At 54.7% G+C, this 17233-nt stretch carries 13 protein-coding genes; 7 read left to right on the top strand and 6 right to left on the bottom strand.

Features of this window, described 5'->3' with window-relative positions; genetic code table 11:
* Positions 1-9 precede the first annotated feature (9 nt).
* The 6 genes from cas6e to DAQ1742_RS02080 form a co-directional block, all read right to left on the bottom strand.
* Entirely contained in the window at positions 10-657 is a 648-nt protein-coding gene (gene cas6e / locus DAQ1742_RS02105) for a type I-E CRISPR-associated protein Cas6/Cse3/CasE (RefSeq protein ID WP_035339504.1), read from the bottom strand.
* Positions 657-1394, bottom strand: coding sequence for a type I-E CRISPR-associated protein Cas5/CasD (cas5e, locus tag DAQ1742_RS02100; RefSeq protein ID WP_035339503.1), 738 nt, complete (start codon positions 1392-1394; stop codon positions 657-659). Before cas5e ends, cas6e begins: the two co-directional genes overlap by 1 nt.
* A gap of 7 nt (positions 1395-1401) precedes the next feature.
* Entirely contained in the window at positions 1402-2463 is a 1062-nt protein-coding gene (gene cas7e, locus DAQ1742_RS02095) for a type I-E CRISPR-associated protein Cas7/Cse4/CasC (protein ID WP_035339502.1), read from the bottom strand.
* Positions 2460-3194 carry a type I-E CRISPR-associated protein Cse2/CasB gene (gene casB, locus DAQ1742_RS02090; RefSeq protein ID WP_051123990.1) on the bottom strand — a complete coding sequence of 245 codons (735 nt, stop codon included), beginning with the start codon at positions 3192-3194 and terminating at the stop codon, positions 2460-2462. The genes cas7e and casB overlap by 4 nt, the downstream gene beginning before the upstream one ends.
* Positions 3187-4722: a type I-E CRISPR-associated protein Cse1/CasA gene (casA, locus tag DAQ1742_RS02085; RefSeq protein ID WP_035339501.1), complete on the bottom strand. Its 1536-nt coding sequence runs from the start codon at positions 4720-4722 to the stop codon at positions 3187-3189. The genes casB and casA overlap by 8 nt, the downstream gene beginning before the upstream one ends.
* A 275-nt stretch (positions 4723-4997) precedes the next feature.
* Positions 4998-7739, bottom strand: coding sequence for a CRISPR-associated helicase/endonuclease Cas3 (locus DAQ1742_RS02080; RefSeq protein WP_035339500.1), 2742 nt, complete (start codon positions 7737-7739; stop codon positions 4998-5000).
* Between the two features lie 761 nt (positions 7740-8500).
* On the opposite strand from DAQ1742_RS02080, the gene DAQ1742_RS02075 reads away from it, so the two are divergent.
* The 7 genes from DAQ1742_RS02075 to DAQ1742_RS02045 all read left to right on the top strand — a co-directional run bounded on the left by DAQ1742_RS02075 (position 8501) and on the right by DAQ1742_RS02045 (position 17197).
* Positions 8501-8764 carry a hypothetical protein gene (locus DAQ1742_RS02075; RefSeq protein ID WP_035339499.1) on the top strand — a complete coding sequence of 88 codons (264 nt, stop codon included), beginning with the start codon at positions 8501-8503 and terminating at the stop codon, positions 8762-8764.
* 52 nt (positions 8765-8816) lie between these two features.
* Positions 8817-10112: a dTDP-4-dehydrorhamnose 3,5-epimerase family protein gene (locus DAQ1742_RS02070; RefSeq protein ID WP_035339498.1), complete on the top strand. Its 1296-nt coding sequence runs from the start codon at positions 8817-8819 to the stop codon at positions 10110-10112.
* Between the two features lie 9 nt (positions 10113-10121).
* A complete protein-coding gene (locus DAQ1742_RS02065; RefSeq protein WP_035339497.1) occupies positions 10122-11336 on the top strand; it encodes an MFS transporter in 1215 nt (404 codons plus the stop codon).
* A 267-nt stretch (positions 11337-11603) separates the two neighbouring features.
* Positions 11604-12524: an aminoimidazole riboside kinase gene (locus DAQ1742_RS02060; RefSeq protein WP_035339496.1), complete on the top strand. Its 921-nt coding sequence runs from the start codon at positions 11604-11606 to the stop codon at positions 12522-12524.
* A gap of 187 nt (positions 12525-12711) precedes the next feature.
* Complete coding sequence (locus tag DAQ1742_RS02055; RefSeq protein WP_083960967.1) at positions 12712-14328, top strand: carbohydrate porin; 1617 nt, start codon at positions 12712-12714, stop codon at positions 14326-14328.
* 72 nt (positions 14329-14400) lie between these two features.
* Positions 14401-15771 carry a sucrose-specific PTS transporter subunit IIBC gene (locus tag DAQ1742_RS02050; RefSeq protein WP_035339495.1) on the top strand — a complete coding sequence of 457 codons (1371 nt, stop codon included), beginning with the start codon at positions 14401-14403 and terminating at the stop codon, positions 15769-15771.
* A gap of 13 nt (positions 15772-15784) precedes the next feature.
* Entirely contained in the window at positions 15785-17197 is a 1413-nt protein-coding gene (locus tag DAQ1742_RS02045) for a glycoside hydrolase family 32 protein (protein ID WP_035339494.1), read from the top strand.
* Positions 17198-17233 lie beyond the last annotated feature (36 nt).

Genomic DNA, 17233 nt, shown 5'->3' with positions numbered 1-17233 from the left:
GCCTCCCGCTCAGGCACGACGCAATAGCAACAGCCCGCACCCCAGCGCCCGGCTTTTCCCCAGCCCCTGGCTGACCGCCTGTGCAAAACGCCCGGCGTCGGTGATGCGCAGCAAGCCGTCAAAATCCACCGAGCTGAAGCTTACCGGTGCGCTCTGGCGCGGTTTATACAGTTGATGACGCTGGTAGCCGTCAACGCGACAGGCATTGACCTCAAACCCCCACTGCTCGCCCTGACGCACCAGCCAGTCGGCTGCCGCCTGCTGCTGGCGCGGCCAGATTTCCGCCGGGCTCGCGCCCTGTGCTTTGGCCTGATGTTTGGCATCCATCAGCACATCGCTGCGCTTTTTCTGGCGCGTCACCACCGGGTTGGCGCGCAGGGAAAACGCCAGTTGCATCCCGGCGTTCAGTTGCGGTTGCCACGGCTTGGTGTCCACCACAAACAGGTTGTGATCTGGCCGGGGCGCGCAGGCCGAAAGCAGGTAATAGCGGCTGGCCCCAGGATGGGAGTCCTGGCGAAACAAAAAGCGGCGCTGCTGCTCCTGCGGGAACAATTGCCACAACCACTGGTGGCTGGCATACACCGGCGATGTCAGCCATTTCGCCGCCATCGCCGACGGCAGCGCCGCCGGTTGCAGCGTGACACGGGAAAAGAACATTACTGACCTCCTTTCAGTACGCCGTGGCACTGTATCCGAGTGGTGAACTGCCAGCGCCGACGGCTGGTGGGCTGGTCGCAGCGATCTACCGCCATCACCGCCCCCTCTGCGTCAACATCCTCACCCGGTTCCCAGTAGCAACTGCCGTCAGGTTGGTTGATAAACGCCAATGCCGGGTCGTTGAGCAATGGCGTATCGTCAACCTGCCGCCACACCTCGGCCAGCGACCCACGCAGCAGATGCGGCGCCAGCGGCAACGCCAGCGGGCAACTTTTGCGACCGAGATAGAGCGGGAACACCGGGGTGCGCAGCGCCTGCGCCAGTTGCGAGAGGGTGACGGGCGCGCCCTCGGTCACACTCACCGCCACGTGGTAATACGCATCACAGCGGTATTCACGGGCGCTCAACAGCGTTTCCAGCCCCTGCTCCGGGTCAGAGCACAGCTCATCACGCCGGGTATGGCGTACCCGTTTGCGCTCTTCGCGCGGCATCTGCACAGTGTGGTAATCACGCAGCCACCCTTCCCGGCGAGAAAGCATTCGCACCGCGAAACGGTAGTGCGCGTTAAACTGTGCCAAGCGCGCGTCTTCCTCGCGGCGGATGCCGAGTGCCGCCGCCAGCAACCCCAGCAGCGCAGAACGGCTCGGCACGGGTGAGGTATGGCGCACCTCACCCACCGCCGGTTCCCCCCAGGAGGCCAGCGGCGCGTACAGCTGAAATACCAGATACTCGGTCATGCCAACCTCACTGGCTGATGAAATCCAACAGTTGCGGCAGGCTGCCGACACCGGCTTCAACATTCAGCACGTAATCGCTCATGCCGTCAGCGCCGTAAGCGCGGTTGAACTTCTCCTGTTGGCTTTTCAGCGCGGTGATGGCGGTTTCCAGCGGTTCCTCGCCACGCACCGGTTTAAAGAATGCCACTGACAGCGCACGCGGCTGTGCCGCCCCCCGTTCTGCCAGCACGTAAGAGGCGTAGGCGCGGGAGGCAAAGCTATTTTGCTTGCCGGTCGGCGACACGGTCAGCGCCGTTTCGCCCAGCGCCCGCAATGTGCGCTGCACTAACGCGTCATCACCGCTGAGGTTTTCCAGCAGCCGATCGCGGTCGATGCAGATGTACTGATAGAACAACGCCGAGGCAAAGCCCTGCTCGCCCATGTGACCAGAGCCGCTGTTGTCATCACCGGTGTTAAGGTCATCCACCGCCGTGAAAAAGTCATCTTCTACCGTGACTGCGCTGACGCCCAGCGCGTGCGCCACCTGACAGGCCGCTTCCACGTTGAACTCCGGGCTGGAAGCCAGCATGCGGCCAAACAGCGCAATATCGACGCTCGCCACCGCTTTGCGCAGCAGTTTCAGCTCTTCGCTGTTGGGTTTGCGATTTTCGGCAATCAACGTCGCCACCAGTTGGTCTATATGCGCCCGCTCCGGCACGCTGATGTGCGCCAGTTGCTCGATGTCGTATTTTTCCAGCGGATCCTTGCTGTTTTTTTCTTCTTTTTTCAGTTTGCCGAACTGCCCGGCAATCTCTTTCGCCGCTTCTTCGGCGGTTTTGGTGGTGACGCCACCATCAATCAGTTGCTGATACACCTCGCGCCCCAGCCGCCGGGTGCGCTTGCCGATGTGCTCGCCCAGCGCGTTTTCAAACACCGCCGAAGTGCGCCAGGCGCGCTTAAGGCTCTGTGATGACACCCGCAGCCGCTCCACGCCGCCGACCAGCGCGGTTTTCGGGCGACCGGCGTCGTCGCGGTTAAGGTTAGCGGGTGCGTAAGCCGTCAAAAAATGCAGTTGAATAAAGGTGGTCATGCCGGTTCCTTGTTGTCGGTCGGGTGGTTTCCGTTAGCGTCTTGCGGGGAGGAGGGTGCCTCGTCCGGTGCGGGCTCCTGCGTTATCTGGTTGTATTCGCACGCCCAGCGCACCGCATTGCGTTTCAGTGGGTTGTGCTGTGCAGGCAGGTTATGTTGCCGGGCATGCCATTCATCCATCCACAGCAGGATGCCGTCTGCCAGCGACGGCAGATTCACGCCTGCGTCGCCGCGAATCGTCACCGCCCGAATCAACAGGCGGCACAGTTCTTCCGGCGTTTGCGCACGCAGCAGCCGCTCAAAACGCAGTTCAGACAGGTAACGCCGGTCGTTGCCCGCACTGACCGGCTCACCCAGTTGCGCGGCGAAACTTTTCTTGTCGTCACTCTTGTCGGCATGGGCCGCCACCGCCGCGAAGATCGCCACACCGAGCAAGCGATGCTGTTTGTCGCCAATAACCTCGGCCAGCATATTCGACAGGCGCATAAACCCCTGACAGGTCAGCGCGCCATAAGGGGCGGCGGCGCGGCGCAACGCCGCCCGCTCCGCACGGCCATTATGGGTGTCGTTATGCCGGTTTTGTAATGCGCCAAACCACGTCTCTATCTTCTGCGCCGCTGGTGGGTTTATCACCAGCGGCGTTGCGGTGCTATTCTTGTAACCTTTCTCGTTGTGGCCATTCTCCTTACGACCGCTCTCCTTGTTACCGTTCTCCCTGCTCCCTTTATCCATTCGCCGGTTCCTCTTGCGGTTGTAATCCTTTGAGCTGTTTCATTGATTTCTGGATGTGGAACAGCTTCACCATGCTGCCGCGCGCCTCGACCGCCTGCGTCAGGTCGCCTTTCTGGTCTGGGTTGCCGAATGTCAGCCGGTCAAACGTGCCGATAAGGTACATGTAGAGCTGGTTGCGCCAGGCGTTAAGCGCCGCTACCGGGCAGCCGCCCCCGGCGATAGAGCGATAAAGCTGCCGGAAAAACTGTTCGGTTTCCTGCCAGAACGACACATCGATGAAGCTGAAATCGCCCCCCACTTCTTTCGGACGGCTAAACCAGGCTGCTTTTACCGACTGGCGCAGCAGTTGTTGGGCGTCGTGCGCCATCTGCAAGCCCAGCGGCAGGTAGTCACGCACCGCCGGGGTAATGTCTTTCCACACCGGCACGTGGTGTTCGTACCAGCAGCGGGCTTTCATGTTGTCCATGTCGTAGCCAAAGCACCACAGCCCGACTTTATGGCGCAGCGGCACGCGCTGATGACTGAGGTTCACTACATAGGCGGGGAGCGTTTCATTGAGTGTATCCTTCGTCCCCAGCACCAGCCCCAGCCAGTCGCGGTAGGACAACCCGCCCGGCTGACCTTTTACCGACAACACCACGCCATCTTTCAATGATTTACGATAGGGCGTCAGCGGGTGCTGCCAGTGTTCATACTGCACGCCGTAGTTTTTGGTGCGGTAGTGCGTCAGTAACTGCCCGGAGTGATCGCCACACAGGTCACAATGGCCGGATTCAGTATGGCTGAAATCAAGCTCGATGCGGCGCGGCATGCCCCAAAACGCCTGCAATGGGTGCGCGTTTTCCGGCGTGACCTTGTCTCTGTCACCTTCGCTGGTGCGGGTGGCCTTGAGCCAGGGGAATACCGACGCATCGCACCGCCCCCGCTCGCCGGAGCTGACGTTGGCCCACAGTTTGCGCCACAGCGGTACTGGTTTTTGCGCATCGTAGGGCATCAGCAAGGTGGTGATCGGGCCGCCGCCACGTAAACCGACGCGATGGCCAACGCCGCCCGACGGCGCGTTGGTTTGCAGTGTGTAAAGCGCCAGTGCCGCACAGTGCGGGCAGATGGCGTTTACCGTGCCGCGCTTGACGAAGTGATCTTTGTTGAGCTTGAGGGTGTTGCCACCCGGCGCATCGATCAATAAACCGGAAATCGGGTTGTTGTCGGCCTCAAGCGATGAGAAATCCTGCATAAACGCAGGCTTCTCAGCACCAAACTGAAATGCCGGTGCCAGGCTGTCCAGCGCCTGTATCCAGCCGTCGCCCAGTCCATCACGCCAGATGTCCTCCCAGCACTCTTCATCCGGTGGTGAGTAGGCGGTTTGCAGCAAACCAATCAGCAACTGCCAGGCCGCGCCCTGAAAATCAGGTCGCGGGCACGCCAGATTGATAATCCGGTCGTCAGTCAGTTGCCGTGGAGAAATATGGGTGCGATGCCCGTCCGCGCCCACTACCGGTAACCAGGGTGTGTCAATCAGTGAAAACATGAACCTACCTCTTCAGTAAGGCCTCATCCGTGAGGTCGTCATGATTCCTGTTATTGTTTTCTGCCTCCGCGCGGCCAGAGTCCGCGCCAGCGGCACCGATGTTTCCCGGTGAACAAAAACTGCCTGAGCAGCAAAAAATCTTTTAAAAACAGCCTTGTTACGTTGAAGCTGTGACCAACAGCTCCATGGGTATAAAGACAAATTGATGCCGGTAACGATGGAGCATTTCTTGTTTACAACCTTAAAAGCACCCTATTACCCGGCTACTTTGCTATTCAGTCCGCCGCAACCAACCCGGTGTCTGCACGGTAGTAATGCGCCGCCTCACCCGGCGTGAGCAGTAATACCTGCGCGCCGGGGCGATGCAGGTGTTGCCGGAAGCGTTCCAGTTCATCGCCCTGTAACGTCGGCCAGCCGTTTTGGTGTTGCTGCCACCAGTTCTTGCGTACCGACAGGCGGCTTCTCTCCCAGCTAAACTCGCCGTCGCCAGCGTAGGGCTGCGGTAGCGCATCACCACTCTCGGCACGCCAGGCCAGATACACATCCTGCGATTCTTCGCCTGTGCGGGTGAACAGCTCGGCGTCATCACTCCAGCCGCGCTGTGCGGCGGCCACGCAGTACCCCAATGAAAACGTCAGCGAAGATTGCGCCGCAACGGTGCGATCGCCCAGTTGCTTGCCTTGCGCCTGATAATCCCCCTCCTCCAGTATGGCAGGGGCCGCAATACGCTGCTCATACACGCTGTCTATCAGCAAGCGCGCCTCATCCGGCATGCGTAACGCCCCGCGCTCACGCAGTATTGCCTGGGTGCGCCACAACACCGCCTGATGCGAATACACCGCACCGGTGCCACGCAATTCCGCGCCCAGCCAGTCGCGCCCGGCATCCGGTTGCCACGCCGGGGCCAGCACCCACAACACCGGCGCGGCGCGCGCGTCCCGCGCTGGCGCGTCGTCACCCGGCGGTTTACAGCGCCCGTCCGCCCGGCGAATATGCCGTTGCAACCGCCCCGCGCGCTGGATTAACAAATCCACCGGTGCCAGGTCGCTTATCATCACGTCCACATCGATATCCAGCGATTGCTCGACCACCTGCGTGGCAATCAGCACCTTGCCGCTCCGCGTCTCGCCGTTGCTGTGTTTGCCAAAGCGCTCAATCGCCCTGTCTTCAATCGCGATACGGTCACAAAACGCAAACCGGCTGTGGAACAGCAACACGTCATCTGCGGCTATCTCACCGCCCTGACACAGTTGTTGCCAGGCGGTTATCGCGTCGTCCACCGTGTTGCGCACCCAACAGACACACAGCCCGCTCGCCACCGCCTGACGAATGCGCTCAATGGCCTCAGCACGCTGGGATAACCACGCCACCTCGACGGTACGGCGCACCTCGGCACGGGTTGCCACCGGCCATTCATGCAGCGCCTGCGCATTGACCTGGGTAAACCACGGATAGTCGGCCTGCTCTGCCAGTTGACCAGCCGGTTGCTGCACACCCCGGTAAAACGCCTGCACCAACCGCTCGCGCTGCGATGCCGCAAGCGTAGCCGTCAGAACGATCGCACTGCCGCCCTGGCTGGCGTGGAAAGCCAGCAGGTTTTCCAGCAAGCGGCCGGTGTAGGCATCGTATGCATGCACCTCGTCCAGCAGCAGGATTTTGCCGCTCAACCCCAACAGGCGCAGCGACTGGTGCCGAAACGGCATCACCGCCATCAATGCCTGATCGAGCGTGCCGACGCCCACATCGGCCAGCAGCGCTTTCTTGCGCGAATCGGCAAACCACTGGTTGCACGCGGCACTGGCGCTCCCTTCATCCGGGCCGTAGCGCACCGGCCCGGCCTGCTCTGCGCCCCATAACGACAACCGGAAATCCGCCACCATATCGCGCGCGCCGTGCGCCAGCATCAGCGAAGGCAAACCGGACTCGCTAAACAGTGTGCGATAGGCTTGCGATAACCGGCGGTACATGGCGTTAGCGGTCGCCATGGTCGGCAGGCCGACATACAGCCCGTCGCCATATCCGGCGCTCAATAAGCGATGCGTCAGCACCAATGCCGCCTCGGTCTTGCCTGCCCCGGTGACGTCTTCCAGTAAAAAAAGCTGCGGGCCGGGCGTGCTGATATCCACCGTCATGGCCTGCTGCTGCAACGGTGTCGGCTGGCTAATAAAAGGAAACAGCGCTGGCATGCCCTGAAACGGCGCAACGTCGCAGGCGGCGGGCAGACGCAGCACCGCGTTTTCCGCCTGCGGTAACGCATATTCACGCCAGTAATCCGCCAGCGCCATCGGCTGTGAGCAATAAGGGAAATCGGCCTGTGAGGAGCCTATCCAGTCCGCCAGTACCACACAACCGGCCAGCGGCCAGCTGCGCTGCTGCAAAAGCGCGCGCCAGCTTTTATCGCTAAACGCATCGGGAAACGCGGTTAACTGCGGGAACACCGTGCGCAAATCGGTCAGGTAAGCCTGCGCTGCCAGAATGTCATCCGGGTGAAACGCCAGCGCACCGTTATCGTCTTCCAGCGGCGGCTGACCATGGTGGCCGCACATCAAGCGCAGCCACTGATCCATCACATGATGGAATTTATCCGCGCGGGCAACCGCCGGTAGCCAGCCTGCGTCCTGCTCCCAGCGCTCGTAGAGCCGATGACGCCATAACCATAGCCCTAGCGAATCATGCCGCACTGGCGACGCATGCCCGGTGGCACGCACCAGCGGCGCATCAGGGTTCTGGTATAGCCGTTGAAAACTGCGGGCAAATTTACCGATATCGTGCCAGGCCAAAAACCATGCCAGCCATAACGCGGCGCGCTCTTCCTCTAATCCCAGCGACCGCATGTGCCCGTGAACATGAAAACGATGATGTTTCACCAGCCAATAACCACAGGCCGCCACATCCAGACAGTGATAAGGCAATAAATGATACGGCGCAGTGTTTTCATTTTCAGAAGACGACTGTGCTTTACCCCAATAATGAAAATAAGGTGCAAATAACCGCTCCAAATGGACTGCCTCAGGCATGACATACCTCATCGGCTGATGAGTGATTGACTATAAAGTATGGAAAATTAATATTCTGTGACAAGATAATTTTTATAAATAAAAAAGCGACTTAACAACACTGTTGTTTTAATTAGCGAAGGAATAATATCTTTAGGTTATATTTTCACACTTCTTTTCCCTGCCCTGTTGATTGCATTATTCGTTTCACGGATATAGCACCTCGGCCAGAGAGCCACCCACAAAAATTAGTGCTAATGCCGCAACACATTGCCTGCCATTATCAAAAATGATCCTCCTCAATTTTTGCTGTCACTCACCTGGCAACACGTCAGGCCCAACTCAGCCCAGGCAAGAGGAAAACCCGGAAATCAGGATTGCTTATCAACCGATTCGCTCACTGTGGGTGAATCATATAAATGATGGCGTCAGGTCATCCTCTGGGAAAGAATAGACTGACTAACGTGCGGTCGTATTAAGAAAGGCTGTTAAAACGCTCTTTTTAAAGGATGCCATTCTGAACAACGTTATATCAGACTCATGGCAATAAAACCGATAAAAAAATATAATCACAAGAAAAATAATTTCATATAAATTAATTACATTTCTGCATATGACATTCTTAAAATCCGCTTCCAATCATTTTTCTTATTCATCAATTTATTGATTGACTGTTTGCTTTAACCAATGATACTCATGTTATCGAGATGATATTTAAATACATCTTTTTAACAATTCACCTGCATTTATTAAAACCATTCAACTAGGAAGTGAGGTTTTTTATGAGCAAAGCTAACGACATCGCGAGTTTGTATAAAACACCGAAAATGGTTAATAGCGACGATGTAGAAGGTAATAGCTTTACCGATATGCTTTTACAGACGAAAGCAACTGCATCGGCTGCTTTTGATAAACTCGCTTATTTAGCGGGTATCAAAAATGCACCGGCAGACGATAAATATGCACAACTGAATACCAGCAGTCTCAGCGAACTGATGAAGAGCGCTAAAAATGCCGGGTACGATGTTGAAATCGTAAGTATCTAATGACCAGGGGCAATCTTTATGATTGCCCCAATTTTATTGGAGAGGCCGTTAAATGAAAAATGAAATTGATGCGATTAACCAGAAAATAACTATTGATGGCCTTCGTTGGGTTCCTCGCTGGCGAGTTAACAACGGTAAGTCGGATTCATTTGTCGTACCTTTTTCAACAACCTACCCAATAAACATTGTATTTCACGGTGAGAGTGAGTTTAAATATGGACAATACGGAATTCATTTAGGGCAACAAGATACGCTCACATTTCTGGGGCATGAAGACCAGGTTATTTTGGCCAAGTTTATTGATTGCCGAGCGAATTCGCCAACATTCAGGCAAGCTTTAACATTTACTATCAAGCCATCGTCCTCTAAAACCCTTATCATTCCACCCGGTGTTGCCCATACGTTCCATAACCTGGAAAATGTCTTCACGCTAAATTCATATACACTTTTCCTTCCAGATATTGATATATTATCCAGTGCCAATCTGAACTGGTCGCCAGGGAATGACGTGATTAATATCCCTGAAGACACTTCTCCAGCAGAGGTACATGGCTATCATCCAATGACCGAGGAAGCAGCCAGCATTGTCTATTATCGTATCGGGGAGTTCCAACAGGAAAACCTTAAAAAACATAAATTCCAACATTCAGAAACCAGAGAGTTCTTATTAGATGATGGAAGTAAAATCAATCTGAGGATAAGAGAAAAAATTGATGACAGTGCAACAGTAAAATTTCCCCAATCAAAAATTACTGGTGTCGAATTCAGAGAAACCCCATCAATAAAGACGGGAAAAGAGAGTTGTATTGTACCGTTAACCCGAAAATCTCCAATGTATATTGTTGAGCATGGCAATCAGCATTATGACTTTGATTCTTATGGTTTACATTTAGGTCAGGAGGATCATCTAACCTTTTTAGGGAAAATGGATCATGAAATAAAATTAAAACTGGTTGATATGAGGAAAGGCTCGGATACCCTGTTTATTGAAGAAGAGTTAACATTTACCCCTCACCCTAATGTAGAATTAGTCATACCCTGTGGGGTTGCACATGCCTTATTCAACATGGCAAATATCATTACCGTCAATCGGCCTATCATATTTCTCAGCCGCGACAAAGAGTACATCCCCGGTCATGATGTTATTGACTGGCCAATCAATAATAGAGAATACATGAGCTACAGCGTGAATGATGTAGAGGCTGATACCGCGTACTATGAATTTCTGGTTTCTCAACAAAAAGAAATTGCCCGTGAAGAGCCAACACATAACACGCCAAAGTCTGTCATTGTTTTTGATGAAAGCTCAGGAAAGCATGTTAAGGTCCTCTTAAAGGAAAAAGTATAAAGGTCACTTATGAACGTCCCATTCTTTTTTATGTTGTTTTTAGTTTTAACAGCAGATGGACTAATGGTTTTTCTGACTCCCGTTATTGTCTATCAACTTACCGGAAGTATTGGATACTCAGGACTATCATATGCCCTATGGTGGTTGCCGAGAGTAATTATTATTCCATTAGTCGGGACATTTATTGATAAACTGGGTATTCGCCCATTATCCATCATGTCTGATGTCATTAAATCAGCAGGGTGCATTTTTCTGGCACTGACGGAATTCTCATCCAATTTGATGATAGCAATCTCATTTGGAATCATTGGGAGCATCATATCCATCGGTAATTCCCAAACGATTATCACATACGAAAAATTAGTATCATCACTCAGTAAGACTAAAGATCATCACGCCAACCTGATTTCAAGAATGGATTTTTTAGGCATGATAGTCGGCCCGTTGATGGGTATGTTACTCATTGAGTATGGATTTAAAATAGCACTCATATTACCCTGCGTATTTTATATCATGAACGCAATTTTCTTTTCCCTTGAGAAGAAAGATCTCGGCACTTCAGCTACTGAGATAAAACAACATGCTGCCGAGAAAAATGACCGTGGAAACGGCATAAAAGACTGTGCACTTTATCTTCTTTCGACGCCAATACTCATCTTTTCTGTTTTCTTAGCCGTAGGTAATAACATGTTTGATGGGTTGGTTGAATCAAGCGGCGCAGCCTTAATTGAAAGAGGAATGAACCTTCCCGTCAAATACTTCGGTTTGATAGATGTTGCCGCTGGTCTCTGCGGGGTTTTGGGTACGTATTGTTATAGTTATTTAAGACCACTCCTCGGCAGGAAGGCGCTTTTACTACTTGCTATTATGATTATCGCTTCCAGCTCAATATCATTGATAGCATTTAAGGAATCGTTTATCGTCTTTATTGGTTGTTATGCTTTATCAATAATAGGTAAAGTTTTCACCGGAAATATTTGTCGCATGATTCGTATTGAAGTTATCAATCCGAGCATGTTCGCCAGTACATCGTCATTGATCGTTTTATTAAACCAGTCAGTGCTTCCCATTATAGGTCTTATCTTATATATCGCAGGTGATTCAACACAGTTTGTTTATCTCTTGATGGCTATTAGCATTGTTATTTCCTCAGGGGCAGGATTTCTTCTATATAAAAGAATGATGTTACCTGAAGCGAAACCGGACGCTCCTCAAGCGACCTAAATAGCGTGGTGTACTCATACTGCACAACTCTTGTTAAGTAGAAAACCACCCTACGATCAACGTTGATAAACCCGTACCCGATTTCAGTATGGCGCGGGTTTATTGAACGCAAATACACTTCCGTTTTATCTACCGGACTGATAAAGCCTGCCGGACATCCTGCTCATAACGCTCCTGGCCCTACTTTAGCGCATCATTAAGTTGATTAGCTAAACCGTTTCTTCTATGTTAGCAAACAGTTTAGTCATTCTGAAAAAGAGAGCCATCATGTCTCATAAAGTATGGGTTTTGGGCGATGCCGTCGTTGACCTTATTCCTGAAGACGAGGAACGCTACCTGAAATGCCCCGGTGGCGCGCCGGCCAATGTTGCCGTCGGCGTGGCGCGCCTTGGCGGCGCAAGCGGCTTTATCGGCCGGGTGGGCGATGATGCCTTTGGCCGCTTCCTGAAACAGGTGCTGGCGCAAGAACAGGTAGACATACGCCATATGCTGCTGGATAACGAGCACCGCACTTCCACTGTGGTCGTGAGTCTGGATGACCACGGTGAACGCACCTTCACGTTTATGGTGCGGCCCAGCGCCGATCTGTTTTTACAACCGCAAGACCTGCCCGCTTTCAAGCGCGGAGAGTGGTTACACCTGTGCTCCATTGCGCTCGCGCGCGAGCCGTCACGCACCAGTGCACTGGAAGCGATGCGCCGCATCCGCGCAGCGCAAGGCTGGGTCAGCTTTGACCCCAATATTCGCCCTGACCTCTGGGGCAACGAAGAGGCGTTGCGCGCCTGTCTGGATAGCGCGCTGGCGCTGGCCGATGTCGTGAAGCTCTCCGAAGAGGAGTTCTGGTTTCTCAGCGGCAGCACCGACATACACCAGGGCGCAGCCTTGCTGATGCAGCGTTACCCCATCAAGCGGTTGCTGATTACGCAGGGCGGCGACGGCGTCTGGCTGCATGACGGCCAGCAATTGCGCCATTTTCCGGCGCTGCGGGTAGACCCGATAGACACCACCGGTGCAGGCGATGCGTTCGTCGCCGGCATGCTGGCAGCGCTGGCACGTTACGACGACCCTTACCAGCCGGGAGACTGGCAGGCCGTACTGGCGCAGGCACAACGCTGTGGTGCGCTGGCGACCACGGCGAAAGGCGCGATGACGGCCCTGCCGTTTGCCGAACAGTTGTTCACCCTTTAACCGATTGCCATTAACCCGGTATGGCGCAATCACGTCTGGCCGGGTTTTGCAAACGCGATCACAGTTAGCACAGCAGGACAATAAAATTCCTTGCCAATTCCCTCTCTGCCCATTTAGTTTTCGTTGGCATAACCGGTTTAGCAATTTAGCAAAACAAAAAAACCACTCCAGCCAAGGGAACACAACAATGATAAAGCCAGGTTATCTTGCCACCGCCGTGGGTCTCGCCCTCTGTACCACTCAGGCATTGGCAGCACCTTCTGACAGCATTGAAGCGCGCCTTAACGCGCTTGAGCAACGTTTACAGCAAGCAGAAAGCCGCGCAAAACAGGCTGAAGCCCGCGCCGACGCAGCGGAAAAGCAGGCCAAACAGCTGGCGGCCCGCACCACGCAGGTTGAACAGAAGACCCAGCAGGTCGAAAACGTCACTCAACAGGTGGCGCAACAGACCCAGCAGGTCGCCGCCCGCGCCACGCAAAACGAACAACAAACCCAGCAAGTGGCGCAGAAAACCGCTGCCCTTGCCAGTAAAAGCAGCCTGGCCGATGGTTTTGAATTCCACGGCTACGCCCGTTCTGGCCTGGCGGTACATAACTCGGCGACCAGTTCACAAGCGGATATCGGCCCCGGCATGACGCCCGCCGGCCAGACCGGTGGTCATGTCGGCCGGCTCGGTAACGAAGATGACACCTATCTTGAGCTGAAACTTGAGCACCGCACCAGGCTGGATAATGGCGCGACCACCCGCTTCAAAGTGATGATGGCCGATGGCCAGCGCAGCTATAACGATTGGACGGCCACCACCAGCCAGTTCAACGTACGCGAAGCGTTTGTCGAACTTGGCTCACTGCCCACCTTTACCGGCGCGTTTAAGGACACCACGCTGTGGGCCGGTAAACGGTTTGACCGCGATAATTTCGACATCCACTGGATTGACTCCGATGTGGTGTTTCTGGCCGGTACTGGCGGCGGGATTTATGACGTCAAACCGGTCGATGGCTGGAAAACCAACCTCTCGGTCTATGGCCGTAGCCTCGGTGAAATCAGCGCACTGGATAATGAAATTCAGAACTATGTTGTCACCAGTAACAACAGGGTCGGCCCGTTCCAGTTCATGCTCAGTGGCCTGCATGCGCGCAACAACGATGCGAAGGAAAACACCGGTCGTAACAACGCCAACGCCGTCACCAACACCAATGCCGGTGATAGCGGTTATCACGCGCTGGTGGCCTGGCACGGCGACAGTTTCTACGGCCTGCGCGACGGGACATCCAAAGTGGCGTTGCTCTATGGTCATGGGCTGGGTGGCGAGGTGAAGAGCATCGGCTCTGACGGCAACCTGACGCAGAACGCCAACACCTGGCGGCTGGCGACCTATGGCACCACGGCGTTGAATAACACCTGGAGCTTTGCCCCGACGATTCTGGCACAAAGCAGTAAAGATCGTTATGTGCAGGGTGATGATTACCGCTGGATAACATTTAATGCGCGCTTCATTCAGGAAATCACCGAAAATTTCGCCATGGCGTATGAAGGCAGCTATCAATATATGGACCTGAACCCTCAACGCTATTTGGCACGTAATCAGGTCAGCGGCGGGTTTTATAAACTGACGGTAGCGCCAACGTTCAAAGTGGGCAATATTGCCAATTTCTTCAGCCGCCCGGAATTGCGCTTTTTTACCAGCTACATGAACTGGGATAAACGGCTGGATAACTACTCAAGCAGTGATGCCTTTGGCTCAACCGGCTTCAAAGCTGGCGGCGAATGGACTTTCGGCGTCCAGATGGAAACCTGGTTCTAACCATTAACGGGGCCCGTCACCGCCAGACGGTGACGGACATATGCCCATCGGTTATTGATAATGAGGAATAGTATGGATATTCGTGCCACTGCGGCCTCCCTGCTCCCGTTACTGGGTGGTAAGGACAATATCGCCAGCGCCGCCCACTGCGCCACTCGCTTGCGCCTGGTGCTAAACGATGACGGGCTGGCGGATAAAGCCGCTATCGAAAAGGTTGACGGCGTAAAAGGGTGTTTCCAGAATGCGGGCCAGATGCAGATAATCTTTGGCTCAGGCCTGGTGAACAAAGTGTATGCGGAATTTATTCAGGTCGCCGGTATCACCGAAGCCAGCACCCGTGATACCGCGACGCTGGCCGCGCAAAAACTCAATCCGCTCCAGCGGTTAGCCCGGTTATTGTCCAACATTTTCGTGCCGATTATTCCGGCGATTGTGGCCTCCGGGCTGCTGATGGGCCTGCTGGGTATGATCAAGACCTATGGCTGGGTCGATGCCGGTAGCGCCATTTTCGTGATGCTGGACATGTTCAGCTCTGCGGCGTTTATCATTCTGCCCGTCCTGATTGGTTTTACGGCGGCGCGCGAATTTGGCGGCAACCCCTATCTGGGCGCAACGCTGGGCGGCATTCTCACTCACCCGGCGCTCACTAACGCCTGGGGCGTGGCCGGCGGTTTCAAGACCATGCATTTGTTCGGTCTGGAATTCGCGATGATAGGCTATCAGGGCACAGTATTCCCGGTGCTGCTGGCCGTCTGGTTCATGAGCCTGGTGGAAAAGCGGCTGCGCCGCATGGTGCCAAACGCGCTGGATATCATTGTCACGCCTTTTTTGACCGTGATTATTTCCGGTTTCGTTGCCATGCTGGTGATTGGCCCGGCCGGACGCATGCTGGGCGATGGCATCTCATTGGTGCTCAGTTCACTGATAAGCCACGCAGGTTGGCTGGCGGGGTTGCTGTTTGGCGGCCTGTATTCCGCCATCGTCATTACCGGTGTTCACCACAGTTTTCATGCTATTGAAGCCGGGCTGTTGGGTAATCCATCGATTGGCGTGAATTTCCTGCTGCCTATCTGGGCCATGGCGAATGTGGCACAGGGCGGCGCGTGTCTGGCGGTGTATTTCAAAACGAAAGACAGCAAAATCCGCGCTATTGCCGTGCCATCTGCACTCTCTTGCCTGCTGGGCATCACCGAAGCGGCCATTTTCGGTATCAACCTGCGCTTTATCAAACCGTTTTTGGCAGCGCTGACCGGTGGTGCGCTCGGCGGAGCCTGGGTGGTCGCTAACCATGTCAACATGACGGCTGTGGGCCTGACCGGTTTTCCGGGGCTGGCGATTGTGCAGGCCGGTTCGCTACTGAATTACCTGATTGGTATGGTGATCGCTTTTGGCAGCGCCTTTGTACTCTCGCTGTTGTTGAAATATAAGACGGACAACGCATAGGAAAATGCATCACATGAAGGAAATCCACCTGTTAAAACGCATGGCGTACTCGCTGATGTCCGGGCCATTGCGGCAGTCGTATGATCCGCATCGGCCGCAGTGGCACCTGTCGCCGTTGGTCGGGCTGATGAATGACCCTAACGGCTTTGTGCAGCATAAAGGACGTTACCATCTGTTTTATCAGTGGAACCCGCAGGCCTGCGCCCACGGAGCCAAGTTCTGGGGGCACTGGAGCTCGGCGGATCTGGTGCACTGGCGTCACGAACCCGTGGCGCTGGTGCCTGCCGAGAGCTATGAAAGCCACGGCTGCTACTCTGGCTCTGCGGTGGTCGATAACGACCGGCTGGCGCTGATATATACCGGCAATGTGAAGTATGACGATGGCTCGCGTACCGCTTATCAGTGCCTGGCCTATGCCAACCCGGAAGGTGAGTTTGACAAAACCGGCCCGGTGTTGTCGCTGCCGCAAGGCTATACCGGCCATGTGCGTGACCCGAAGGTCTGGCAGCATCAGGGCCACTGGTACATGGTGCTCGGCGCACAAGACCTCGATTTACAGGGTAAAATCCTGCTCTATCGCTCACCGGATCTGCGCGACTGGCAACGGCTGGGAGAGATTGCCGGTTCGCGGCTCAACGGACTGGGGGATTTCGGCTACATGTGGGAATGCCCGGACCTGTTCACACTGGGCGATGCCGAGGTGCTGCTCTGCTGCCCGCAGGGACTTCCTGCCGAAGAGGAGCGCTATCTCAACACGCATCAGTCTGGTTATTTCGTCGGCACGCTCGATTACACCGCGGCGCGTTTTAACCATCAGGCATTTCATGAACTGGATGTGGGGTTTGAATTTTATGCCCCGCAAACCACCTGTGATGAAAAGGGCAGAAGATTGCTGTTTGGCTGGATGGGTGTGCCGGATCAGGATGAATTTTTCCAGCCTACGATTACCCACGGCTGGATCCACACCATGACCTGCCCGCGTGAGCTTACGCTGCACGACGGCAAACTTTATCAGCAACCGGCTCGGGAACTGCAAAACCTGCGCCAGTCAGAACACTTGTGGCAAGGCGTGGCTGATTACGCACCGGTGCTGCCGATAAGCAGCGCAGAGCTGACGCTGGAAACACAGGGCGAATTCCAGATTCATTTTGCCGGGCTCATGGTGCTGTGCTGGGACGGTGAGCGCCTGACGTTAAGCCGCCGTAACCGGCGTACTCATGAACCGGAACACCGCTACTGGCATGATGGCCCGCTGCACCATCTGCACATTTTATGCGACCGCTCCAGCATAGAAATTTTCATCAATCACGGCAAAGGCGTGATGTCATCACGCTATTTTCCCGACAGTGACGCCACCGCAAGCTTCAGTGGTTCGGGGCGTATCACGCTGCGGCACTGGTTGTTAGCCCCGTGCGTGATAGAATAGGACTCCTTTTTTATGCCATTGACGGCGTATCACGCT

This window comes from Dickeya aquatica (genome assembly GCF_900095885.1).
GTDB lineage: Bacteria > Pseudomonadota > Gammaproteobacteria > Enterobacterales > Enterobacteriaceae > Dickeya > Dickeya aquatica.
The sequence above is the reverse complement of the archived record's forward strand: the minus strand, read 5'-3'. Positions and strand labels throughout refer to the sequence as shown.